The 24,481-nt window shown below is 47.6% G+C and carries 23 protein-coding genes and 1 tRNA gene; 13 read left to right on the forward strand and 11 right to left on the reverse strand.

Going from position 1 to position 24,481, the window contains the following annotated elements; all coding sequences use genetic code 11:
• On the forward strand, window positions 1-1,937 hold a 1,937-nt coding region (locus WBJ47_RS01320; RefSeq protein WP_422244832.1), incomplete at its 5' end, for an autotransporter domain-containing protein.
• A 41-nt stretch (window positions 1,938-1,978) separates the two neighbouring features.
• Here the strand turns inward: WBJ47_RS01320 and WBJ47_RS01325 are convergent.
• Both WBJ47_RS01325 and WBJ47_RS01330 read right to left on the reverse strand, forming a co-directional pair.
• A complete protein-coding gene (locus tag WBJ47_RS01325) occupies window positions 1,979-2,734 on the reverse strand; it encodes a carbonic anhydrase (RefSeq protein WP_422244834.1) in 756 nt (251 codons plus the stop codon).
• Between the two features lie 88 nt (window positions 2,735-2,822).
• On the reverse strand, window positions 2,823-3,293 hold the full coding sequence (locus WBJ47_RS01330; RefSeq protein ID WP_422244835.1) for a hypothetical protein: 471 nt from the start codon (window positions 3,291-3,293) through the stop codon (window positions 2,823-2,825).
• Between the two features lie 339 nt (window positions 3,294-3,632).
• Between WBJ47_RS01330 and WBJ47_RS01335 the strand changes: the two genes are divergently transcribed.
• Window positions 3,633-3,707: transfer RNA gene (locus WBJ47_RS01335), tRNA-Val, on the forward strand.
• Window positions 3,708-4,305: 598 nt separating this feature from the next.
• Here WBJ47_RS01335 and WBJ47_RS01340 read toward each other — a convergent pair.
• Entirely contained in the window at window positions 4,306-4,764 is a 459-nt protein-coding gene (locus tag WBJ47_RS01340; protein WP_422244836.1) for a hypothetical protein, read from the reverse strand.
• Here WBJ47_RS01340 and WBJ47_RS01345 point away from each other — a divergent pair.
• Complete coding sequence (locus WBJ47_RS01345) at window positions 4,751-7,237, forward strand: autotransporter outer membrane beta-barrel domain-containing protein (RefSeq protein ID WP_422244838.1); 2,487 nt, start codon at window positions 4,751-4,753, stop codon at window positions 7,235-7,237. The genes WBJ47_RS01340 and WBJ47_RS01345 overlap by 14 nt on opposite strands.
• Before the next feature lie 33 nt (window positions 7,238-7,270).
• Here WBJ47_RS01345 and WBJ47_RS01350 read toward each other — a convergent pair whose 3' ends face one another.
• The gene (locus tag WBJ47_RS01350) at window positions 7,271-8,281 is read right to left on the reverse strand and encodes an amidohydrolase family protein (RefSeq protein WP_422244839.1); all 1,011 of its coding nucleotides are present in this window, start codon (window positions 8,279-8,281) and stop codon (window positions 7,271-7,273) included.
• Window positions 8,282-8,311: 30 nt separating this feature from the next.
• A complete protein-coding gene (locus WBJ47_RS01355; RefSeq protein ID WP_422244841.1) occupies window positions 8,312-8,755 on the reverse strand; it encodes a hypothetical protein in 444 nt (147 codons plus the stop codon).
• Window positions 8,756-9,167: 412 nt separating this feature from the next.
• Between WBJ47_RS01355 and WBJ47_RS01360 the strand changes: the two genes are divergently transcribed.
• The 4 genes from WBJ47_RS01360 (at window position 9,168) to WBJ47_RS01375 (ending at window position 12,018) form a co-directional block, all read left to right on the forward strand.
• Window positions 9,168-9,533, forward strand: a complete 366-nt coding sequence (locus WBJ47_RS01360; RefSeq protein WP_422244842.1) for a lysozyme inhibitor LprI family protein — start codon at window positions 9,168-9,170, stop codon at window positions 9,531-9,533.
• Between the two features lie 70 nt (window positions 9,534-9,603).
• Window positions 9,604-10,035 (forward strand): hypothetical protein, encoded by a 432-nt coding sequence (locus WBJ47_RS01365; RefSeq protein WP_422244844.1) that lies wholly within the window; start codon window positions 9,604-9,606, stop codon window positions 10,033-10,035.
• Between the two features lie 76 nt (window positions 10,036-10,111).
• On the forward strand, window positions 10,112-10,345 hold the full coding sequence (locus WBJ47_RS01370) for a hypothetical protein (RefSeq protein WP_422244846.1): 234 nt from the start codon (window positions 10,112-10,114) through the stop codon (window positions 10,343-10,345).
• Between the two features lie 131 nt (window positions 10,346-10,476).
• Window positions 10,477-12,018 (forward strand): TRIC cation channel family protein, encoded by a 1,542-nt coding sequence (locus tag WBJ47_RS01375; protein WP_422244848.1) that lies wholly within the window; start codon window positions 10,477-10,479, stop codon window positions 12,016-12,018.
• A 32-nt stretch (window positions 12,019-12,050) separates the two neighbouring features.
• Here the strand turns inward: WBJ47_RS01375 and WBJ47_RS01380 are convergent, their stop codons facing one another.
• On the reverse strand, window positions 12,051-13,568 hold the full coding sequence (locus tag WBJ47_RS01380) for a M81 family metallopeptidase (RefSeq protein WP_422244849.1): 1,518 nt from the start codon (window positions 13,566-13,568) through the stop codon (window positions 12,051-12,053).
• Between the two features lie 145 nt (window positions 13,569-13,713).
• On the opposite strand from WBJ47_RS01380, the gene WBJ47_RS01385 reads away from it, so the two are divergent.
• The 4 genes from WBJ47_RS01385 to WBJ47_RS01400 all read left to right on the forward strand — a co-directional run bounded on the left by WBJ47_RS01385 (window position 13,714) and on the right by WBJ47_RS01400 (window position 15,717).
• Complete coding sequence (locus WBJ47_RS01385) at window positions 13,714-13,893, forward strand: TRIC cation channel family protein (RefSeq protein WP_422244850.1); 180 nt, start codon at window positions 13,714-13,716, stop codon at window positions 13,891-13,893.
• Window positions 13,874-14,353 (forward strand): TRIC cation channel family protein, encoded by a 480-nt coding sequence (locus WBJ47_RS01390; protein ID WP_422244851.1) that lies wholly within the window; start codon window positions 13,874-13,876, stop codon window positions 14,351-14,353. Before WBJ47_RS01385 ends, WBJ47_RS01390 begins: the two co-directional genes overlap by 20 nt.
• Window positions 14,354-14,427: 74 nt before the next feature.
• Window positions 14,428-15,261 carry a carbon-nitrogen hydrolase family protein gene (locus WBJ47_RS01395; RefSeq protein WP_422244853.1) on the forward strand — a complete coding sequence of 278 codons (834 nt, stop codon included), beginning with the start codon at window positions 14,428-14,430 and terminating at the stop codon, window positions 15,259-15,261.
• A 9-nt stretch (window positions 15,262-15,270) separates the two neighbouring features.
• Window positions 15,271-15,717, forward strand: coding sequence for a hypothetical protein (locus WBJ47_RS01400; RefSeq protein WP_422244855.1), 447 nt, complete (start codon window positions 15,271-15,273; stop codon window positions 15,715-15,717).
• Here WBJ47_RS01400 and WBJ47_RS01405 read toward each other — a convergent pair.
• The 4 genes from WBJ47_RS01405 to WBJ47_RS01420 all read right to left on the reverse strand — a co-directional run bounded on the left by WBJ47_RS01405 (window position 15,674) and on the right by WBJ47_RS01420 (window position 21,925).
• On the reverse strand, window positions 15,674-16,792 hold the full coding sequence (locus WBJ47_RS01405; protein ID WP_424585294.1) for a tryptophan 7-halogenase: 1,119 nt from the start codon (window positions 16,790-16,792) through the stop codon (window positions 15,674-15,676). The two genes, WBJ47_RS01400 and WBJ47_RS01405, sit on opposite strands and share 44 nt — an antisense overlap.
• On the reverse strand, window positions 16,789-18,825 hold the full coding sequence (gene goxA, locus WBJ47_RS01410) for a CTQ-dependent glycine oxidase GoxA (RefSeq protein WP_422244858.1): 2,037 nt from the start codon (window positions 18,823-18,825) through the stop codon (window positions 16,789-16,791). Before goxA ends, WBJ47_RS01405 begins: the two co-directional genes overlap by 4 nt.
• A 156-nt stretch (window positions 18,826-18,981) precedes the next feature.
• Window positions 18,982-19,404 carry a cupin domain-containing protein gene (locus tag WBJ47_RS01415; RefSeq protein WP_422244859.1) on the reverse strand — a complete coding sequence of 141 codons (423 nt, stop codon included), beginning with the start codon at window positions 19,402-19,404 and terminating at the stop codon, window positions 18,982-18,984.
• Window positions 19,405-19,429: 25 nt separating this feature from the next.
• The gene (locus WBJ47_RS01420) at window positions 19,430-21,925 is read right to left on the reverse strand and encodes a diguanylate cyclase domain-containing protein (RefSeq protein WP_422244860.1); all 2,496 of its coding nucleotides are present in this window, start codon (window positions 21,923-21,925) and stop codon (window positions 19,430-19,432) included.
• Between the two features lie 248 nt (window positions 21,926-22,173).
• Between WBJ47_RS01420 and WBJ47_RS01425 the strand changes: the two genes are divergently transcribed.
• The gene (locus WBJ47_RS01425; RefSeq protein WP_422244861.1) at window positions 22,174-23,280 is read left to right on the forward strand and encodes an ABC transporter substrate-binding protein; all 1,107 of its coding nucleotides are present in this window, start codon (window positions 22,174-22,176) and stop codon (window positions 23,278-23,280) included.
• A 51-nt stretch (window positions 23,281-23,331) separates the two neighbouring features.
• Complete coding sequence (locus tag WBJ47_RS01430) at window positions 23,332-23,877, forward strand: CIA30 family protein (RefSeq protein ID WP_422244863.1); 546 nt, start codon at window positions 23,332-23,334, stop codon at window positions 23,875-23,877.
• On the opposite strand, the gene WBJ47_RS01435 is transcribed toward WBJ47_RS01430, so the two are convergent.
• Window positions 23,871-24,479, reverse strand: a complete 609-nt coding sequence (locus tag WBJ47_RS01435) for an alpha-ketoglutarate-dependent dioxygenase AlkB family protein (RefSeq protein ID WP_422244865.1) — start codon at window positions 24,477-24,479, stop codon at window positions 23,871-23,873. The genes WBJ47_RS01430 and WBJ47_RS01435 overlap by 7 nt on opposite strands.
• Between the last annotated feature and the right edge of the window lie 2 nt (window positions 24,480-24,481).

Raw genomic sequence — 24,481 nt, forward strand, 5'->3', positions numbered from 1 at the left:
TAAATGGAGAGGCATCAAGTTTGGCCTTCTCTGTTCCAGTGTCGAGCACGATTATGGCTCCAGCAACTGGAGCTGCGACTTTATCTGGCGTGTTTTCCGGCTCAGGTGGTCTGACCTTTACAGGCGCTGGCACACTGGTCATGTTGGGCGCGAACACCTACTCAGGCGGCACAACAGTGTCCTCAGGTACGTTATCTGTCGCAGGCTCATCGCCCACTGGAACGGGAACAGTGACAGTTGCTTCGGGCGCCACCCTCTTGGGTCGTGGCACCATCACCGGCAGCGTCAATGTCTCAGGTACGCTCAAGCCAGGTAATTCACCAGGCTATTTGTCGACGACTTCCACAGTCACGATGAATGCGGGCTCAAGTTATGTGCAAGACATCGCTGGCACGGCCCAAGCCAGTAGCACCTCGCCTGTGGGTACCACAGAGTATTACTCATTTCTCAATGTCACCAATGGACAGTTTGTGATTCAGCCGGGCGCTACCCTAACGCCGCGCTTGTCCAATCTCTTTAGCGTCGATCAACCTAGTTACGGTAGTGCGATCTATGTGCCTGGCTTGGGTGATCGTCTGCGTATCGTGACTGCTGCGGGTGGAATTGCAGGCAAGTTCTCTACGGTGACTCAACCTGTTGAGCTGACTGCAGGCACGCAACTCCTTGCGTTCTACAACATGGCGGCGAGCAATAGTATTGATCTGGCAGTGATCCCGACCTCTTATCAAACCACGATCTCCACCGCCTCAGGTAACGCCAACGCGCAGTCCGTGGGTGGCGCGTTTACACAAATCACGCAGGCTAGCTCAGCAGGGACTGCGACTGCAGCTCAGGATCAGTTGCTTTACGCCATCTCTGGGCAGACCACCGCTCAGGGCATCACGAACTTTGCGCAGAGCCTGGCGGGAGAGGTGTATGCAGCGACCATCGCGGTCATCGCGCAAGCCACGCAGCGCACGCAACAAGCAGTCCTGACTCGACTGAGTGAGACGGCAAGTCTAGGCATGACCGGACAGATGGACAATCCTAATATGAGTACTCAGGCGGGAGGTGCTCCGACTGCTGCAGTGAGTTCCAACCCGAACGTTCACCAGAAGGCCGAAGCAAAATCCTTCTCCAAAGGCAACGTCTGGGGTGATCTTGCCTACCAGCGCGGCAATCGTTCAAGCGACAGCCAGTCCGGTGGCTGGAGTAGCAACTTGTATCAGCTGACGTTTGGTTCAGACCTCTATTCTTCTAATGGCACCACACTGGGTGCTGGTTTTGCGCTCTCGAGTTCGACCATCAATCCTGTCTATGGCTCGTCCACCATCCAGCAGGGTTCGTTGTTCGCCTATGGCAAGATGTCAGCTGAGCGCTTTGTGGTCGATGCCATGGCGAGCGTGGGTTTGAGTTCAAGCGACATCAAGCGGGGCGACGTCACAGGCCTGAGGTCGGGATTTAGAAATAACGCAGTATCTGGCAACGATGTGATGGTCAGTTTGGGTCTGAGTCGTCCGATCGACATGGAGAGTGTCCGTGTTACGCCCTTTGCTCGAATCACGTGGCAGATGGTGACGCAGTCTGGCGTCAAGGAGGGTGATGTGGCCTCGGCACTATCCGTCAATGGTTATACCGGTAACGGTGTGCGCGGGGTGATTGGTATCGCGGCCGGCTCCAAGGCCAACAATCCGATGAAGGCTAAAAGCACCTATCGTGCCTACTTGGGTATCGGTGCGGACTCTTCAGGGCTCTTGAACCCAACGCTTAATGCATCACTCGCAGGGATTGGAACAAACATCTCAACCCCGAACGCTGGTTCGACGTTTGTCCAGGCAGGTCTATATGGCACAACCAAGATCTCTGAGAATACGTTTGTGTATGCCGGCATTTCGGGTGAGGCGCGCAGCGGTCAGACCATGGGTACAGTGAACGTAGGCTTGAAGGTGCAGTTTTAATCGCGAGTAGACTTTAGGCATTCAACGGGCAGGATCAAACTCTATAGAAACTTAACTCTGCCCGTTGATAGATCGTAGATGCCCCCTACGATTTTTAATTGGCCTTTTGATACGCGTTCGCTAAGAATCGGATTGGATTCTTTAAGTTTCTCCACATTGATTTGTACATTCGCGGCTGTGGTCGCACTCACTAGGCCTTCAGCGTTGACTGTCTTGGATGCTTCGCGAACTGCTGGTGCCAATGCAGTGGTTAGTGATTGGATATGTCCTGGATACGTGGCGTTTTGAGTGTAGGCCTTAATAGCGGCGTCAATGGCACCACAACTTGTATGGCCAAGAACCAAGATGAGTGGTGACTTCAACACTGCAACGGCATATTCGAGACTCGCAAGGATATCCGTATTCACAAAATTTCCTGCGACTCTTGCGACAAACAAATCTCCACGGGCCTCATCAAAGCAAAGTTCTGGACTCACTCGAGAGTCCGCACAACTTAAAACACAAGCGTAGGGATTTTGTCCGCGACTGAGAGCACCTCTCGTTCCTTTGACATCGATGCTGAGAGAGTCCGCGTTGGCGTAGCGTGCGTTACCTGCCATCATCCGCTCGAGCGCCTGATCAGGTGTCAGCACATTATCTGGTTTTGGCGGTGCACCTTTCGCATATGATTGGCTTCCCAAACCCATCAATGCCGATGCCGAGACTAGACCGACCGTTTTTAATAAACGGCGGCGCGCTAAGCTTTGCTCAGGCCGCATGGCCGTAGTTAAATTTTTATTGATACAGGCTATGCACATATTGCCGCTCCTGAGAGGTGTTCACGTCGAGTCAAAAAAACCCAGGCGCGAGAAATTCATTCACACCATCTTATCTCTAAAAGGCGACTTATTGCTCTGCGACGAACTCTGAGCACCAAGCTGAATAATTCCCAGCCCAATGTTCAAAGGATCCGTTTGAGCCGCGACTTTCACCACAGCCGAACATACGATCGCCTTCAATATTGAAGATTGCTGAACTATGAAAACTCGCGAGTTGGATGAGTTTTCCATCGGCACTGATGGTTCCTATATATCTCGTCTGACCATAAGCCGAGCGATACATTAGGTCAAGATGGCGGCCCTTTTGTTCTATGATTTCGAGAGATCCTGGAACAGTAAACACGTTAAATTCATCGCCTTGCTTTCCTTTGTCAGGCGAGGACGGGTTATTGGGATTGTGACCTATGGTGACGCCAACGGAGGTACCCGTTGAAACACCTTTCCAGTTTTTACTCAGACTTGGTACGGACTGAGACAAAGCTGGCCTGGCAAATACTAAAGCGAGCAATAAGAGTGTTGTGCTGATTGTTTTATTCATAAAGTTGAAGCAAGAGAGGATGATGACAAAATATTGTCACAATCAGGATGGGATCTTTTATTGATTGCACTGTGAAAGATTAAAAGACCTGTGCTGGATTCACTGATTGACTAGACGAGAGTAAAAGATCGAATTCTGAATTTCCATAGAAGTAAAACAATTGTCAGTATTCGTCAGAATGATTTTGTGCGGTCGTATGAGCAATCTCTGAGTGTTCTCCCAAGCTATTTCTCAGTAAAATCAATGGGATAAGAATAGGTCGCCCAGTCTGTGTATAATCACGCCCTTGAACTTCATGTTCATTCCAATCAAGCAAACCATTTGCGTTTGTTTCAGATTGGGCGGTTAGCTCAGTGGTAGAGCACTGCCTTCACACGGCAGGGGTCACAAGTTCGAAACTTGTACCGCCCACCAAAATCCTTAATTAAATCAAATCAGTAACGCGATCTGCGGGCTCTACCCCAGGCTCTACCCCATTAACGGGGGATGAGCCCTTTGATGTTGCGGTATGGATTAAGTAATAAATCCTGAGCCAAGGGGGGATAGGCCAAGGAAGCGGTCAAGTTTTGGGTGCACTTATGACTGTTTCGAATTACTCATTAATTGCACTTATTTGTTAGAAAGAGTCAGTAACAAGTGCCATCAACCACATAAATTACGAAAACGTGCTGTTTAGACTACTAGTAGTACAGTGCTTGCCCACAAGATAAATCAACTTGAGATTATGCTTGGTAGAAAATGACTAACAGGGTGCAGGTCAAAAGTAGCAAGACAAATTAAGCCGTTTCTAATGGAAAGAATTTAGGAATTGTAGAGGCTGGTTATTGAACCGCTTCGTTTGTTATTAGGATTTTTATCCTACATAAAATGCTTGGATTCACATATGCCAATTGGTATATTTGTAACCATTTAAAAAGCAAGGTGTACGGAAAATGTTGCAGAAAAGTCTTTCAGGAAAAAGGCTTGATTTTCTATTTGTAGTATTGAGTGTATTTGCCTTGATTAACTGCGCTCATGCAGATGATCCCTGTCCTGTACAGATCCTGAGTGGAACGCAATCATCTACTGTTTCAGTTGCATCAACTGCCAACTGTGCAGTCACTATTTCTAGCGGAGCAACTCTATCACCCTCCGGTATTGCCATTTCGGCGGGCGGCACGGGTTCTACAGTAGTGAACGATGGAACAATCACCGGGTATATCGGGTTAAGAAATTCATCTCCTGGGATCAGCAACTTCACAAACTCCAGCACTGGTGTCATAACTACTTCTAACGTCAGCATTTGGATCTCTAACTCCACCATCACAACTTTTAACAACAGTGGATCCATCGTAAGCAATACCGATGCATTTTCAAACCGAGGTAGCATAATAAACCTAATAAATACAGGTTCAATCAAAGGAGGTAACGTTTCTGGCGGAACTGGCTCCGCAATAAAGAACGGCGACAGTTCGTTAATGGGCAACGTCACAAATTTAACGAATACCGGTGCATTAAGCTCAGGAGGTACAGGCTATGGAATTTACAGTTATCTCGATAAGGGATCTGTTTCAAATCTCAATAATGGTCAAGGTGGGGATAGTACGACACCAAGCACAACCGCACTAAAGCACTGGGGACCACTTCCGACCAACTACAATCTCATCGTCACTTCAGCCGCAAAATACGGCCAACTTGAAGCGACCAGTCCTTCCGGGTCAATCACTTTTGGTATTTACTCCGGTGGTGTAACGGGTGTCCCAGCCTCCACGTTAGCGTCAGGCACATATACAAACGTTTTTACTGGGCTCAACGAACTCAACATTTCAGGCGCAACCTCTGGCACTTATGGAACTTACAATTGGTCCCTTACTAGGATAGGCACTAACTGGAACCTTATCGTTACTTGTGCCAGTAGTTGTAGTAATAGCGGCAGTAGCAACAGCTCTAGCGGTAGCAGCAGTAGCTCTGCTGTCACCAACATAACGTCTAATCAATCAGTTCAATTATCCGCTGTTGGTTCAACAGCTAATCCCGTATTAGACGGTGGCACATTATTGCTTGGCTCAGGTGAATCATCATCTCAACGCTTCAGCGTAACCAACAATAACGGATGGGTGACTTCTGCTGCTAAAAGTAAATCTACTTTGTCTGGCGGATTTACTGGCCCAGGTGCTTTGACTTTTAATGGCACAGGCAAAACGGTTTTAGTTGGCACAAGTTCCTACACTGGTGGAACAACCGTTTCAGAAGGTGCGCTAGAGTTACAGAACGGCTCGCTGGGTTCGGGTTCAGTAACAGTGGAAACAGGTGCCGAACTGCGCGGTTCAGGCACGATTGATGGACCAGTTCAAGTCTATGGTTTGCTCAAACCTGGTAACTCACCAGGCTATCTGGCGATGAACTCATCAGTAACAATGAACAGCGGCTCAACATTTCAGCAAGACATTGCGGGAACAACGCAAGCCAGCCAACTCACCCCGATCGGTGCGACGGGTTACTACTCGTTTATGAACATCATCAATGGCCAATTCATCATCAACTCAGGTTCGATCCTTAAGCCTACGCTACAGAACCTATTTAGCACTGATGAATCTGGCTACGGAAGCATTTCCTACACACCTAAACTGGGAGACCAGTTCCGTATTGTCACCGCGGCAGGTGGCATCAGCGGTCGTTTCTCAAGTCTTGTACAACCCGATGGTCTGGCATTAGGCACACAGTTTGTGTCGTTTTACAATATGAATAGCAGCAATAGCTTGGACTTGGCTGTTGTGCCATATTCATACAAGACAACAATCTCATCTGCTTCAGGCAACAGAAACGCACAGTCCGTAGGCTCGGTGTTAGACCAGATCACACAAGCCAATACATCAGGCACTTCGACTTCAATCCAAGACAAGCTGCTCTACAGCATTTCAAATCAGACATCAGGCTCTGGTATTGCGTTGTACGCACAGAGCTTGGCAGGTGAAGTGTATGCCGCAGCGGTGGCCACCATCGCTCAAATCTCACAACGTGTTCAACAAGCAGTATTGACTCGACTGGGCGACACGATGGGCTTGGGCTTACCAAACTCATTGACCAATCCTGCGGGTAATACTGCTCTGATGAATACCACCAATACCGCATTGAATGGTGGTGTAGCATCTTCTGCTGTCAGCACGAACCCCAACGTCAATCCAGCAAGTGAGTCGTTTTCCAACGGCAATGTTTGGGGTGAGCTGGCTTACCAGAAAGGCAATCGCGCAAGCGACAGCTACTCAGGTGGTTGGAACAGCAATCTGTATCAACTGGTGTTTGGTTCTGACTTCATCAAAGCAAACGGCTTAAATGTGGGTGGTGGATTTGCGTTATCCAGCACTACATTGAATCCAACCTACGGCTCAGGCACGATTCAGCAAGGCTCACTTTTTGCTTACGGCAAAATTCCTGTAAAAGAATATGTCGTGGATGCGATGGCAAGCTTTGGATTTAACTCAAGCAATCTGTCGCGTGGAGATATCACGGAGTTGAGCAATGGATTCAATAACAAAAGCATCTCTGGTCAAGACGCAATGATCAGCTTGGGCGTCAGTCGCCCCGTGGATATTGATCATTTCCGAATTACGCCCTATGCTCGAGTGACTTGGCAGGTCGTGATGCAATCTGGTGTGAAGGAGGTGAGTGCCGCGTCAGCCCTGAGTGTCAATAACTTTACTGGCAATGGCGTGCGGGGCGTGATCGGCATTGCAGCAGGATCCAAAGCCAGCTTTCCCATGACGAATCCATACACATATCGAGCTTATGTGGGTGTCGGTGCAGACTCCCCTGGAGTGTTAAATCCAACACTGAACGCTTCGATCGCAGGGATCAACACAAACATCACCACCCCCAATGCAGGCGCTACGTTTGTTCAGGCAGGTCTTTACGGTACTGCGCAGATTTCCAATAACGCCTATGCGTATCTTGGACTCTCGGGATAAGCACGTAGTGGTCAGACTCTTGGCGCTGTTAATTTAGGGGTTAGAGTTCAGTTTTGATGACTCAACCAATCTAAAAACACGCACTGCATTGAGGTAAGCCACTTTTTTAAGCGTTTCTGGTTTGAGGTATGGGAAAAGACCATTTCTGAATTCTTGCATGACCTCGTCGTATTTAGATTCGTCTGGATCGTGTGTATCACTTCCAATCATGAACCTGTCCGGATAAAGCTCTAAAGTTTTAAGCCAAATGATTTTTACGCCATTGCGAGTTGAAAAAGCCTGTCCCGCTTCTTTGCTGTTTAGAACAGCGCCTTTTCTTGAAAGTTCAAAATATATGTTTGGGTGTTTTTCAAGCAGGTCACGTATAAGTGTTTGTTTCCCATACGGTAATCCATGAGAAATAATGGTGCTGACATTGGGAAACTCTACAAGATATCTCTTTAAAGCAACAATGTTTACATCGTCAGCTTCCATATGTAGTTGAACAAAACTTGAATGTTTGTTTGCAATTTCATACATGGTACGTAAAACAGGATTGTCTAACGTAATCTTTCTTGCAAACCTGAATGAAGGTGCGGAGTTTGAATTATCTATATGAATTTCACCAAAACCGTATGCATATTTTGATGCAAGCTGGCTATCTGCAACTTTAAATAGGTCTGAGAATGATCTATTGTTTTTATTCTTTAGTCCTTCAGCACCAACATCGAAAAATACCTGAGTAAATTCTGTTTGACCCAAGCCCAAAAAATACCTGTTGCCCAACACGGATTGGATTTCTTTTGTACTGGGTGGATTTTTTCCTGTTGGTCCAACACCGCCACCCCACTTCACATTGTTTCTATCCATCTGCGCTTTATGAAAAGCCGCGGAACGATCAACGATGTGCATATGTACATCAGCAATTGGGACAGTCTTTGAAAGCTCTACGGACTCTTGAATTTTTATTGGTATTTCCTGAGCTTGTAATGGAATGCATAGGGTCAAGAGAATCAAAGAGATTGACTGTTTAATGTTCAATTGGAAAGCCTTTTGAAGTTTCACATTTCTGATCCATCGGATTGATGCAATCTATTATTTACATTCTCCCGACCAACGTGACACTCTTAGTTGATATGTTCCATTGCTAGGTATGTTTCTCGCACCGCAGGAGGGTGTACAGGCTTTTGCAGGGTTTTCTTGGGTATTCGGACTTTCAAGATACCAAAGCTCGGAACCAGGAGTCTCCTTGAGCACCATGTTGCCGCAAAGTTTTCTGACACCTTTTATCACATCATCTTTCTTATTTGATGACGCCAATACGAGTTCAAGTCTGTAAGAATTAATCTCTGTGACTTGCAGACCATAAAACTTACTATCTTTACTGATCCCTCCGTTGGATCGATAGCTGTTGCACTCGGATGAGTCTCCATTGCCAGTTTTAAGACATTTTTCCAGTGACTGGCCAACCGCGCTGTTGGAGATCAGTAAAGCGCTAATAGAGAAAATAATACTCACTACACCATGAAGAATTTTCAAAATAAATATCCTTTAGTATTGTTAGGCCGTGATTTAAGCTTTACTCAGTGACGCTTGTCTGCTTTCCAAGTGCCACCATAGCGATAAAACGGTTGGTTTTGAACTTTGACTCGGCAGTTATCGCATATCAAGACCCATTGCCCCTTTTCATCATGGACCACTCGGAATAGCGTCATGTTGATTACCTTGCAGTGTTCGCAAGCTTTAATACGTATACGAGCGGGTTTTGCCATGGCAATATTGAAAACAAAGTGAGTGATGCTAATCCATCCACGGAAGCACCAACTAATAAAAATCAATATTTAAATTAATATATATTTGACAATTAAACCCATCGGTTAACGCCTTTTGCGCGACAAAAGCTTCAAAACCGAGGCTCATGCTTAAGTGCATCCCTGTCAAAGGCCCATTAATGTTAAATATTTCTGCATTCCGCATCGTTCTTTTGCTGAGCCTCATGGCGACTTTCAAGCTATCTTATGCGGCGAGTTTTGATTGTTCAAAAGCCAGTACAGCAGTTGAAGGCAGTATCTGTGCTAACGCCACACTTTCTGACTTAGATGATCAGTTAAGCGCAGCCTACAGAAAGGCGCGCGCGACGTCGTCAGACCCTGCTGCACTACAAAAAGAACAGCTAGCGTGGATCAGAACTAGAAACACCTGTGGCGCAAATGTCGCCTGTTTGACTCAGTCTTACAAATTACGTATTGATGAGTTAAAAATCATCACCATGGGTAAATCAACACCCTCGGCTCCGACAGTACAACATTACGTATGAAACAGGCTTTGGGAATTTGTGCCCTTAGAGAAAATGGCTAGATTTGAATATTTTTTAAAGATAAAACCTGATGAGTACTCAACGTGGAGTTCACCCAATGAAGTTATCAAATATCGTTAAAGCAGTTTTTTGTTCGTTATTGATGTTCTTTGCAGCGCAAACATCCTTTGCACAAAACCTTCCAAAAGTCTCGCAAAACAAGCTCGATATTTATTACACCGCAAACGTTACGCGTGCAGAAGCGAAAAAATTACTTGAATTTCTGATTGAGGAAGAATTCACAGATGGAAGTCGTGAACTGGCTACCCAACTTGATAAGTCTGGTAACACCTATGAGTTCAAATTTAATGTGAAGAAGGGTATTGATTCAGATCCTGATTTCATTAAGATCGCCAAGACGCTATCAACAGAAATCAGTAATGATGTATTTAATAAAGCACCGGTAGACATCCATTTGATGGACGATAACTTTAAGCTGCTAAGGGTTGTTGTTGCATTTTGATAGATAACATCTAGTAACAATATATTCGCCCTCTACGTATTGCTTCGATGTCTAAGCGCTCGTTAAAATTTGCACTATGCAAACACGAATCGCACGCATCGAAGCAATCATCCCCACGCTCGCTACGCGCGAAGATCTCGCACATCTAGAGGGGCGCATGCGTAGTGCGATCCAAAGCGTCGAAAGCACGCTTCACCAAGAGCTCACGAGCCAAACCTGGCTGATCGTCAAATGGGTCTCGGGTTTGTTGATCACACTTTTGCCGAGCCTGATGGCGGCAACGTTCTATATCGCTCGATATTTGAACTAATCAGACACTCTCAATTATTGTTGTTTCGTTCCAATGTACGTGTGAGCGTCCTAATCGTACGCTTTTTGGTCTATGCTCGTGACTAAAAATATGATGCATCAGATGAATACGCTCAACTTTTTGGACAAGACATGAATCACAACGTGCGAAGCGCCGCGCTCTGGCAGCAACTTTGGCGTTTTCTGTTGGGCTTATTGTTGGTGATGCTGGCATATCCAGCCGTATCTCAGCAAGAGTCCAAGGTCTTGCGAAGTGGTTGGTACCAGTGGGATCCCTATCAGTATGAGATAGTTAAAGATGAACTTAAGCATTTGACGGGTTTGGACGTGCAGTTGCTTAGGGCTGTCTTTGGCAAAATGGGCATCGAACTGCAGATTGACCCTGTGGGTTGGCGTCAACATCAACTGGACGTGAAGGACGGTACACGCGATATTGCGGGTGGTGCCTTCAGAAGTAAAGAGCGCGAGGCGTATGCCTACTATTCGATCCCGTATCGTTCAGAAAAAGACATGCTGTATGTCAGAAAGGACGAGCAGAAAAAGTTTAGGTTCAAGACTGCTGAGGATCTTGTCAAGATTCTAGAGACTGGCACATACAAGCTCGGTGTGATTGATGGTTATTTTTACGGTGGTCCGTTGATGCAATATATCAACGACCCTCGATATGCAGATAGGATCATCAAGGTAAAAGACGATCGAGCCAACTTCACCAATTTGTTGGAACACAAGATTGACGCGTTTCCGATTGATCATTTAGTCGGTGCAACCTTGGGCTGGCGTCATGGCTGGCAAAAGCAGGTCGTGGAAATGCCCAACCCAGTATTCGAAGACTCCATTCATGTTTTGTTTAGTAAAAAAACAACGAATCCTGAATTAGTCGAGCGCTTTAATCAAACGCTGCTGCAAATGCAAAATAGCGGTGAATACAACAAGGTGATGCGAGATTATCTTTTGCCAGTTTTGCTTGGGCAAACAGCAGGGCAAACTTGGTTTTTTATTATTGATCTGATTGGCACGATCGCGTTTGCAATCTCTGGTTTACTGCTCGCACGAGAGGGTAAATATAGTCTGTTCGGCGCACTTGTTCTGGCTGCGCTCCCCTCAATCGGTGGTGGCGTGTTGCGCGATATCTTGATCAATCGGGAGAAACTTTCTGTTCTAAGTTCTCCCGTGTATTTAGCCACTATTTTTGCGACGGTGATGTTTTTCTATGTCGTGTTCCATGTGGAGGATTGGTATCGTCGCAAGAAAAAGACGACACATGGTCATGAGCACATGTTTATTGGTCGCATCTCCAATCATGCTGCAATTGAGTTTTTTGATGCCTTAGGTTTATCGACTTTTGCTGTGGTGGGCGTGATTGTCGCAGTCGAAGCCAAGATTCAACCGTTGTGGATGTGGGGGCCGTTGCTGGCTGCGTTGACCGGTGCAGGTGGTGGAATATTGCGCGACGTGATTCGTGCGGATGCTGACAATCCAGGACTAAAAGGGTCTTTCTATGCAGAGGTTGCCCTAATCTGGGGACTGATTCTGTCGCTATTTTTAAACTGGTATTCGTTTTTGCCTAAATATGAGTTGATTCATTTGACGCTCGCGGTGGTGGGCGTGATTTTGGGTGGCTTGGCCACGAGGATCGCGGTGGTGTATTACAAAATCCGTAGTCCGATGTATTGAGGTCAATGATTCACCGTATTAAGTACGGTGAATCAAGGCCTCGTCCGTGTCGTTTTTGCAAGCTTCGTCCAAGGCAAATCCGCTGGATCTGCAGCCATCGGACCCGCAGCCTTTGCCACCAAAATGTGCGACGCAATCGGTGTGAAATCGGCTCGGAAATGGTTGGAGCTTTTCACCACCAACACTTTCATCGTCTCGGGATGTACGCCCAGCATTCTAAAAAGTTCGCGATCCAAAAGTTGTTTCTTACCGCTTGCGACTGCGATCAGTACGCCTTCGATTTCAAGCAAGGCGCATGGGCCAAGCGCAATTCGCGAGCCCGTCATCATGGGACCTTTGAGCGTCACTTTGCCATCCGAGAGTGCTTTGACTTTAAAGGTGCCTTGAACAGGCGGGTCACTGAACTGACCGGTAAAGGTTGGTACCGCCGTGCCGATCGCAGTCGTGATGGAGGCGCCTAAGCCTGCCGCGTGAGCCATGGTGGCTGTCGAGGGATCAAAGAGCAAGCCGAGCGCGACTTTGCCGGGCAGTCTTTTGCCGGCACCTTTTTCAAGCAAGGCGCGCAATAGTCCTGTTGTGTTGCTGTCACCACCGGCACCCGGGTTGTCTTGCGTGTCTGCGATCACCACAGGTTTTTCATTTGTCTCACCGAGCAGACAGGCACGCTCGACCGCATCGCGGGCGGAAAACATTTCCAATGCCCACTGTGTGGGTTCGCTCACCTGTTCGTACAGTCGCTGCACCGCAGCCTCGGCACGCTCCCCATAGCCCCACACCATCGGTGCGCATTCCTCGATATCCGAGGCCGGAAACGCCATGCAAAAGCTCAGACAGGTGTCGAAGTCACGATCCAGATCGGCGAGCTCCTCGTAGTGAGATTTGGCGGGTTCAAGCCAGGTGCTTTGTGCATTTAATGGGATTAGATAGGGCAGGCGATGAAACGCCAACGGCTCTTTCGATCCGCGCTTGAGGCGTCTTTTTAAAAGCTTTGCCGCGAGCGCACCGGTCTTGGCCATGTCTACGTGCGGATAGGTGCGGTAGGAGACGAGCGCGTCTGCCTCAGCCAACATGCGATGGGTGACGTTGGCATGCAAGTCCAGGCTCGCAACAATCGGCATCTTGGGCCCAACGATCTCTCTTATGCGTGCAATCAGCTCGCCCTCGGTGTCATCAATATGCTCCGCAACCGCGGCACCATGCAAATCCAGATAGACAGCATCAAAGCCGCCTTGGCGGATATCGATCAAGATTGATTCGCTGATACGTTCAAATGCATCGCGTGTGACGTGCGCGGACGGAATCGCGCCACACCAAGAGCCAGGCATGAGCTGCCATCCCTCGAGCCGCGCCGCCTCCATAAATCCGCCGATGGGGATGTTGACGTCACGCAAACTGTCCAGCATGGGTTGGCCGGTGATAAAGGCTGGAAAGGACTCACCGCGATTAAAGGCGGCCCAGTCTGCTTTGGTAGGGGCAAAGGTGTTGGTTTCGTGCTGATAGCCTGCGACGTAGATTTTCAACTGTTGACTCCAGTGGCGCGCGTGTTTCATATTGATCTTTCGATCAAAGCTGAGGATGTATATACATTAGATAATATGGGATGGATTGGCTGATTTGTTAAAATTCAACCACTTAATGGTATTGCATTACAAAAAAAATCTAAATCAATAGAGTCTTTGTTTTGAGAATAACAACATGGTAGAAATCTTACCGACCTTGCCTTTATGGGTCGATGTCACCGCGATATCGACGACGGCAATCTACGGCGCTGCAACAGCCCGTAGTCGTAACGTACCCGTCGCAGAAACCTTGTTTGCGGGTATTTTAGGAGGAGCTGCAGGAGGCATGGCGCGAGATGTGCTGCTTGGGTTGTAGCCTGTCGCGATCACGGGCCCCCTATTATTTCCCTTGGATCTTGGTCGCCACCCTCTTTGGCGCGTTCTTCTTTTACAATTTTATTTCTCAAAAAGTACCCTTCCTTGTTCTAAAGGGTATAGCGATCGGTTTGTTGATTGCCATTGGCTGCCAAAAGGCGCTCATGCATGGGGTGCCTTTTGTTTCGATCATCCTGTGTGGTGTCTTGACCGCGACAGTCGGAGGTATGGTTATCGATGCGCTGTCACTTCATCGTGCCGCAGTATTTAGTCAGGCGCACTGGTTCGCCACGGCGCTCATCATTGGCAGTCTTGTTTTTTATGGACTCACAATCACCACACACTTTTACATTGCGACAGTGGGTGCGACGCTGACTGCTGCCGTGCTTTATGTCACGAGTGCACTTCGAAACTGGCCATCCCCTACCTGGCCCAAAGAAGACAAAGATATGTCCGCCTGATTTCATCTGTTAGGAAAAAATATGACTGCTGTAAAAGAAGCTTTTAAAGTCGCTGCGATACCCTGATTAAAAAAATGCAGGGTGGCACGACCGCTTTTAATTTAGTAGTGTTGCCATCGCTTTCCTTTAGCGGTCCAGTGTCAAAAGACAACGTTGAGCGTACCGCGGAAAAAGCACTTGGCAAATCCACACAAGCCGCGAGTGATTTTGCCGTCCGCTTAAAAACACACCTCGTGGCAAGTTTTATTGAAAAGGATGATGAGCGCTATTTTCATACTGCAGTATTGCTCGCGCCTGATGGAAAAGTGCTTGGTCATTATCGTCAAACGCATCTCGACCCTACCGAAAGTGCCTTTTTAACTGCAGGTGACGATTTACCCGTGTTTGAAACATCGATTGGCAAAATCGGTATCTTGCTCAACGATGACTTCCGTTTCCCCGAGGCGTCTGGCATATTGGCATTGCGTCGCGCAGACATCATCGCGGCCCCAGTGAGCTGGTCTGGTCAGTATGGCAGTCGTTTGCAGGATGCTGCGGGTCTGTTCGATCATCCTTATGCCGCCAATACGATGGTGTTTTGGTATGCCGCCGCGAAAACGGCGCAAGCTTATACCGTCGTGGCCAACTCTGTCGGAAATGGTTGCCTGGGATCAAGCGGGGTGTTTACGATCAACCCGATCGACTCTCTCGAAATTCCTGTGGTGGGCTCCATCGACAATGAAGAGGTGGTGTCCCTAAAGTTCACGACGCTTGGCAACGCGTATTGGATGAATCAGAGCAAACTCCTTGGCGGACGTCGTGCTGATCTGGCTTCTCCTTTGGTTTTCCCCGCGACATCCAAAGCACTCCAACAATGGAAGAGCTCACCAGGTTTCGAGATTGATGCTTGGGCGGCGTACAAACAATAAAGAGTCAATGTGACTTCACCGAACTATGTTTTCAATTTCGACGCCCTGATTTTGGGTTGCATCACGATATTACTTTGCTTGATTATTCAGGCATTGTTTGTCATGGTGGTCACCTCCAAGTTCAAGTCTGGCGTGCGACAACTCGTCAATGGTGATCGATGGGTATTGGCTCAAATCGTATTTTTTGCTGGCATCCTCATGCTGCTGATTTCACATTTGGTGCAGATCTACATTTGGGGTCTTTCTCTGACGCTTTTTGACATCATCCCCAATCAGCATCAGGCGATGGTGTTTGCCGGCAGTACCTATACAACTGTTGGGTTTGTGACTGACCCGCTACCGGTGCACTGGCAGTTGATGACCGTTATCATGGCAGCCTCTGGGTTTTTCTCGTTCGGTTGGAGCACGGCGGTCATGTTTCTGCTTTCTCAGGCACTCTTTCCGTCGGAAAAGTAAGCGACACTCTTCTTTGCCAAAAGGGCTGCTCTGCAAAACGAGATACAGACTGATATTTTTGTACAAGTTCAGTTTGATAGGCTTGCATTGCCTGCGTCATTGTTTGTTGATAGCGTTCGACTCCCGAATGATTGCCACGAATGCTTTGGACAGACGCCTCAGCTGCTTTCCAGCCTGACCATAGCGCTTGGGTCATCCCATGCGACGATAGGGGGTCTAGTGTCGCGAAGGCGTCACCAGTCGCGACCCAGTTGTTCCCTGGGGCTTCTGTCTGAATCAACATACCAGCATCGCTTGCTAACGGCGCCTCCAAGGCTGCATAACCTGCGGACTCAATTCGTTGGCAGGTTAGAGGTGCGTGCTCAATGAGTGTCTGCCACGCCCGAAGGTCTCGGTTTAAATGCGTGGGCACACAATCTGCATAAGTATAAAAAGAAATAATCATTCGATGATCTGGCAAGATCGCCGAGTACCACCAGCCATTATTGACGGCTTCAATCATGATCCCGACAGTGGGTTCAACCTCTGTATCGATTTGCTTGATAAAACTGTAATAGCAGAGCATGTTGTCGATGCGGTGACGCGTATTCAAGCGTCGTCCGATCACCGCAGCACGCCCTGAACAGTCGATGACAAATCTTGCGTCTAGCGTTTGTTGATGATCGAGTTCGAGCCGTAGACAATCCGCGGCTTGACTACAGCGTTGTACTTTGTTCAATAACCGCTGATGATGACCTCTGTCCGACTGCACTCTGAGAAAATCCTCAAAGTCCCGCCGGTCAATTGACCAATTCGATCCTTCAGTATTTGAAAATCTGGTTTGCTGTGTGAGAGATGACTCTTCCCAGGCTGAAAAAACAAGATCATGGACCAGATATCTCCTCTCCAGAAAAGCATCCCAGAGTTGAAGCTCTTTGAGAATTCGGTTCGCGGAATATGAAAGCGTTTCACCGATTGTGTCGCTAGATTTCTCTGGTGGTGCGATTTGTGTAGCAGACAATCCTTGTTGGCTAAGAGAGAGCAGCGCTGCAGAGGCAGCGATGCCAGATCCAACGACCACGATGTCAGCTCTCATATATCCATTGAGCCACGTTCTGTTTCAACATACAGAAACTCCGGCAAGGCACCTGGACCGGTTCTCAGCGCTGTTGGGGTTGGTTTTTTAACCACGAAACCCAAGCGTTCCCAAAGGTAAATGGCGCGATTCAGTCCATCAAAATAGCTGCCGTTGGCGTGATAACCCACACCAGCGGCCCCTCTGGACCATGCCGCTCGAACAGAGGCGAATTTCAAACGTTCTTCGCGTGTAAGGTCTTCGCGCACGATTCTTTGATAAGCGAACTCTGGCAACACATCGACGGGTAGGTTTGCCGGCCACCATACGACGGTCGGATAGTCGTGTGGATAGTTCACGCTCTGACAGCTAAAAGCATCGGGCTGCCAGGGGAGTCCCATCCAGCGCGTGAGATCGCCAGGCATTTGCGGACCAATAGGCGATTGTTGTGAGGTTTTCTCTGTTGTCTGAGGAAAGGTGTTTTGAGGGGTGATCAAGGGGCCGAGATTTTGTGCCAAGGAAGCTCTGTTGCCGACTGCGATCCTAAAAGGGTGCTGATCATCAAATAATTCAGGTCTTTCAAGAATCCATGTGAGTTCAACCCCAGGGTGAAAGTTGCCGCCAGACAAGGGCTCAAGTGCTGCACGGGTCAAGGCTGCTGGTTGGTCTTGCAAAGGTAAGTCTGAAATTTTTGGCTGTTGATTCGGCTTGCTGAGGCTCTCGGATAAAAACTGTTGCCAATCATCGACAAAATTTCCTTCATTCCATTTTGTCAAAATCCAATATTGCAGACTGGTCATTTGAAACCAATGCGCATTTATGCCCTCGAAATCAACGCCTCCTCCCAGCATAAAGGGCAGACGAAATTGCTGCTCGTCTTTCGATTGTGGATTTCTAAAGGCGGAGAATACCTGCTGTCGCAAGGCGTGTTGATCTTTACGCGCAAGCTGACCGATGAATGTTTGATCAGAAAAACTGGGGATATCGATCCAGCCTGCCTGCAAGTGTGCGGCGCTCGAGACCCATTCCATTTGCGCCATACGATGAAAAAGCGGATAAACATCTCTGACAAAGGATAGGGGAAGTGCAGGTTTTTTAGGCGGATGTACAACCTTTCGCAAGGACGTTTCATCCCAACGTTCATATTTTTTGACGAGATTATTTTGAATCGAGTCATACATGGTTGTGAACGGCGTAATGTCAGGTGCATAGTCAGGTCCGCAAGAAACCACCCAGGCGGGCAGAGCCTGCATGCGTTTTCCATTGCGAAGCGTAATCGAGGCATTGACAGAGCCATCACACCAATCGTCGTACCAGGCATCATTTTTTGTAAAGTCGACGATTGGATTGTTTGGAATCACGGGCACCGAGACGCCATTAGCGGGCAGCACGATGAGTCTTCCCACTTCGTCTGTCGCCAAGTTACCCAGGCTGACCTTGATGTCATCTCGCCAAAAATGACCGGCAAGATTGTATTGCTCTGTTTTCGCGTTGCGATTGATACTGTTGCCTTGGATGCTCACTTCGCCAGAGTCGATGACTAGGCGCTGTTCTCGTTCAGTGATTGAGCGCACGCCTTGATTGCGCAGCTTGGCAGGGATGCCAGGTACTTCAGGACCTAAGTTGAAAGGGTTGTTAAAGCCGTACCAGGCCGCTTTGGTGTTGGCGACTCTGACTTTCCATTCGATGTCAGCATCTTCGGCGGTGATTTCTTTGACAACTTGTCCGGACTGATTAAAACCATACAAATAAAAGCGCTGGGCTTGTTTTTTGATTTTCGACGTGCCGTCTTTGAATCCATCCTTGGGCTCTGGAGCAAAGCCTGGAACCTCTGGAGAATAGAACGCATGTTCGACTGAAGCACTGCCGACACGTGAAATGCCAATAGGCGGATAAATGCCGATGTAGCTGATCTCTTGATCTAGGACTTTTTTTCCGGCGTTTGCAGAGGCTGCGAAAACTGGTAGAGGCAAGGCACAGGACAGTAGACTGATGTGCGTGGTCGCAGCAAGAAAATCTCGCTTGCTTCGATTTAAAGGGTGTGTGTGATTCATTGCTGCGACCAGAGAACGATTGATGTTTTGAGGAAATCGGAAGTGAGACACAAATGTGACTCACTAAGTCGATCCGCACTAAACGTTATCAGATTGTTTGCAGACTAAACACGACTGAATTCTTGCAAATACTTACCGCATTAAACCAAGGTACTTTTAATGCCGATGAAATTGATCCTGCAGGCTTTCCACCTCGAGCACCGTCCAGACATCATCGCCTTTCGGTACGGTAAAGATATCGTGCATCACTGCGTCTACCGTTCCTTGATTGACGCCTGCCATTGAGAGTCCTGCAGGCATGTTGTAGCAGTCTACTGCTTGCGCGCGCTGTGGTGCGCTTCCCTCGAGATACAAGGTCATTTCACCCTCTAATACACAGGTGACGCCTGAGTGGTCGTGACGATGCACAGGAGTGCGGGTGCCCGCTTGACGCACCGTGCGTACCACAAGGACTTCCATCCCGTTTGGTCGATCGACTTTTAAGATGGTGTCGGAAATTAATGCGCGGGCGATTTTACCAGGGGGGGTCTCAGTATTGATCGTTATGCTTGGCTGAGCGTGTAAAAGAACGCTAGGCATGAATAAGACGGCGGTACAAAATAATTTAAATAGATGTAGGTTTTTCAACGGTGAGGCTCAAAGGTGATTCGGGTGGCTCAGCATAAAAACGAATATCGTTTCTACCTGCAGTTTTTGAATCATACATGGCAGCGTCAGCTCTGTTGAGCAGTTGTGTTTGATTAAATGCCTTGCCTAAAAATAGTGAAATCCCAATGCTCACCGTACAGGTATGCGAGAGTCCGCTGGTTTCTTCATTAAGACCGCCATGTTTAATTTGATAGGGTTGAGCAATCGTCGCGCGAATTTTTTCAGCGATCTGAAGAGCGTTTTGTTTGGCCTTTTCTTGATCCTCCGAGAGGGACTCAAGCAGAATGACAAACTCATCTCCACCGAGGCGTGCGACGGTATCGACTTCTCGCACGCAGGAGCTTAGCCTGTGTGCCACATCAATCAAGAGCTGATCTCCCGCTGCGTGACCGTGGGCATCATTGAGCGGTTTAAAATTATCAAGATCCAGCATCATCAAGGCGCCATAATGACCGCTGCGCTGGCTATTGGCCATGGCAAGTGTTAGTCTTTCGCTCAGCTTTTGTCGATTAGGTAGTGTGGTTAAGGTGTCGTGTAGAGCGAGTTGTTCAAGACGTTGTTGCTGTTCTTTTTGCAAACTGATGTCAGAGAACATGGCGACAAAATGCTGGATAGTGCCGTCATCCGAGTGAACAGCACTCACCCTAAGCTGCACTGGAATCGTATCTCCGCGCTTACGTTTAAGTTCAGCTTCGCCGCTCCAGTGACCAATATTCTGCGAGTGACCCAAAATATGTGCGAACAAAGCGCTGTTTTCGTCTGAAAAGCCTATAACACCTGAACTTTTTCCAACCACTTCATCCTTTGTATAACCCATGATGCTTGTGTAGGCTTCATTGGCATCAGTAATGAAGCCTTCACGATCTGTCAGCACAATTGCCTCAAGGGCTGCGGTAAAAACACTTGCTGAGATTTTTAATTTTTCTTCTTGTTGTTTGCGCAAGCTGACATCACGTATCAGCATCAGGATAAATTTTTTCCCCGCCCATTCGGCGTAACTAATTGAAATCTCTGCGGGATATCCTGAACCATCTTTACGATGATGAAAAGACTCAAAAACTGTTGCTTTTTGAGCGAGGTTTTCTATTTTTTCAACATGGTCTCTAAAAGAAAAGTAACTATCCCATTCGAATATTTTTAACTTTGATAGCTCATTTTCAGAGTAGCCAAGCATTTTTAATATTTGCGGATTTGCTTCGATGATATTTCCATCTTCGCTCAGAATGATGACACCATCTGTCACGCTACTAAAAATCGCGCGTCGGCGTGAGGCCTCATTGGAAATTTCTTGTTGAGCCGAGATTTGTTCTTTTTCCTGCCTGGAAATAGTATCCAGCAATTGATTGACGTTCTTGGCTAGTTCGCCTAGTTCATCACGACGCCGAATATTTTCAATACGCGTCGCTCTGTCACCTTTGCCAAAGCTGGTAATGATATCGGTAATGTTTTTAATTTGTAGAACAATAGCGCGGCCTGCGTTCAGATAAATGATCGAAATCGCCAGCATAATAAGACCCAGCATGGCACTGACAATCGCCAAAATCAGCCAGGCGGTATTGGTATAGGGCCCCAGCGGAAAGCCAACGGCAAGTGTCGCGATTGTTTTTTCATCGCCATTCAGGATTGGCGATATCGCGAGACCAAATCTGATGCTGCCAATATCTTGTACGTCGTATTTATTTTGAAAAATGCCTGTGCGTTCAAGAGAAAGCCGCGATGAGGAAAGCTGAGCAGATTGAGGCCCGAGCGTTTTTAAGCGGCTATTAATGATGCTTTGTGTGCCTACAAATATCCCGACAAATCCTTCAGCCCGTTCGGGTAATTTACCTGCCGGGTAAATAATTTCACGCATATGCTCGATTAAAGTCATATTTTGATTCACAAACACGCCACCCATTAATACTGCGTCTTGTTCGATCACAGACAAAGGAAAATGCGCAGCTGCGTTAATGAGTGTGATTTTTTCATTTAAATCTGTCTTAAGCGTGATGAGCTGTTTGACTTTGGTCGGCGAAAATGCATAGAGCTGACCAAGTGTAAATTGTTCAAAACCTGAACTCGCTACACCAATATGAGCTTGTTTGATGACGTACGATTCTGGTACGCGCTCGCCGTCAGCGACGTCGTTACTTGAGCCCAGTACAGTTCCATTTCTGTCTATGATCAATAAAAAGTCGAAACCACTTCCCCTAAGGGTGGCGGATAAGGTTTGATCGATTTCATTGCGTGGAGTTTTTTGTTGTACGAGTTTAGTGATGCGGTCAGACTGAACAAGGTCAGCGATTCTTGATTGCAGATCAGATTGAACGACATGCAAATAGTTTTGCGCGCCTGAAAGGTTACTGTTGAGTTGACTTTGAATGAGTTGACTGAGCTGAGCGCTGCCGGATAAGCCAAGGGAAATCAAGATGATGGGAAATGCCAGCAATAGCGGCATTAGACCTAGCCACATCAGTCTGAATCTCAGAGAATGATTCCAAGCGTGGATTAACCGACGAGGGGCTGATGCGTTGTGAGTTGTGTTTCCGTAGACTTGAGATGTGCCCACTTTGCGTCCAATTAACCTTTTTTTGTGGTTTTTAGTTACCTTTTGATTCTATTCCTATCCTGATGCTTTTACTTCTATTTAAATGACTGACACCTGTTATCACAATCGAATTAAAATTATCTTAATAATTATTTAAGAATTGGGCCCATGCAATGATAAAGATCGCTCGTTATTTCCTTTTTTTCGTTATTTTCGCCTCGCTTGCCAGTTGCGGTAAGCAAGAGCCCCTCTTGGTGGGTTTTATTGGCGGTCTGACGGGGCCTAACTCAGATAATGGTCAAGCAGGCTTAAATGGTGTGACTCTAGCGGTCGAAGAGTTTAATCGTGAAGGGGTTTTGAAAGGACGTTTGGTTGAACTTGTCGTCAAGGATGACGGACAGACAAAGTCTAAAGCAGAGGCTTCCACAAAAGAACTTATCGATGCCAAGGTGCAAGCCATCATTGGTCCTTTTACGAGTGGCATGGCCGAAGTAATCGTCCCCCTCGCGGGTCAAGCCGGTATCTTTGAGGTGAGCCCAACGATCACTTCCATGGATTTTTATGGCAAAGACGACAACTTATTTCGCATCAACCGTACGACGAGAGACAATGCGATTGATTATGCAAAATTATTGACGAGTCAGGGGATCAAGAGAGTATCCGTCGCGTTTGACTTGAGAAATAAAAATTTCACTGAGTCCTGGCTGACAGAGTTTAAAACTGCGTTGCTCAATCATGGTGGTCAAATTGTGGCAGCGATTCCTTATGAGTCTGGTAATACAGCACCTTTTGAGCGAGTGATGCAAGAGATGTTGGCGTCCAGGCCGGAGGGTCTGTTGTTTATCTCAGGTGCACTTGATGTGGCCAGATTGGCTCAGCAGGCTCGGCGTCAGGCACCTGAAATACCTATCATCGCATCTGAGTGGGCAGCAACTGAGCAGTTGATTGACCTGGGCGGCAAGGTGGTTGAGGGATTAATCATTGTCCAAAATTATGATCGTGACGATACATCCGCTCGATTCAAGCAATTTAGTGAGGCCTATTTTAAGCGTTTCCAGCGTTATCCGGGCTATAGCTCAGTGTCTGCTTATGATGCGGCAACAGTGGTGTTGCAGTCGCTAAAAAATCAAAAGAAGGGTGAAACCGTAAAAGACGCGGCTCTTCGAAGCGGTCCTTTTCCAGGGCTTCAGCAGACCATCGTCTTTGACAAAAACGGCGATACGCCCAGGAAAATATTTTTCACAAGAATCAATAACGGACAGTATCAAAAAATTCAGTAATTGATTAGAAACTTGAATGCTCATCCAACCTCCAACTAAGCGGTGGTTATCATGAAAGCGATTCTCACTATCTTTTTTCTTTTCTTGAATGCCATGCTTGTGGCGGGAGCAAACCCAATGATGGATGACTTTTCTGGAAATCCCGAGGCGCGTTGGGAGTTTTTGACGGATCAGGTCATGGGTGGCGTCTCTACTGGCAAGATGAGCTTTGAAAGCGTGGATGGTCGTCCTGTCGCCCATTTGTCTGGGACAGTGAGTACAGCCAATCGAGGTGGTTTTATTCAGTTTCGTACCGCGCTCAAAGAACACTTAGCGCAGCAGGTGGCTGGCGTTCAGATCACCGTCAAGGGCAATGGCGAGCGATACTTTGTGCATCTCCGCACGTCGTGGACCTTGCTGCCTTGGCAGTATTACCAAGCTGGTTTTGATACCACTGGCGATTGGCAGACGATCCAGCTGCCGTGGTCAGCCTTTAAGGCGTCCGGCAGTATGCTCTGGCAAACACCCGGCCCGACTTCGGTACGTTCTTTAGGAGTCGTCGCTTTTGGTAAAGACTATGAAGCGGATCTCTGGATTCAGAAGGTCGGTTTTTATTGAATCGCGCGAAACGTCAAATTGATGCGCGGGCCGGTGGGGCGAGTGGTCTTCACGAGGCTGTGATTCCAAAAAACCTGAGTTGGTGCTTGCATGAGCAGTAGGCTGCCATTTTCCAGCATCAGCGAGGCATTTGTCTTGTCGGCTTTGTGCTTGAAAGAAAATTTACGCGCTGCACCAAGGCTCAATGATGCAATGGGTGCCGCTTGAACGAGCTCCGGCTCATCGTCACTATGCCAGCCCATGCCCTCGCTACCATCGTGATACAGATTCAGTAAACACGAATTAAATTTCCATTGAGAGATTTCTTCTACTTTGCTTTTGATTAGTAAGAGTTCGGGCGTCCAAGGTTGTGGCTCTTTTTTGACACCTGAATAGGTATAGGAGCAGCCCTCATCTCCGACCCAGGCAACTTTTCTTTTGGTGGTGATCAGTTTGCCAAACATCAATAGTTGATCGACCCGCCAATCTAGTGAACCCATGAGCGAAGTAAACATTGCCGAGCAATCGATTGGATTAAATGTCGCCGGGTAGTAGAGCACGCAGCCGTCTTTGTTTAGAAGATTGTGGACCGGGGGATCACTCTCAAATAGTGGCGCTTGCATAA

Source organism: Zwartia sp., from assembly GCF_049655405.1.
GTDB lineage: Bacteria > Pseudomonadota > Gammaproteobacteria > Burkholderiales > Burkholderiaceae_B > Zwartia.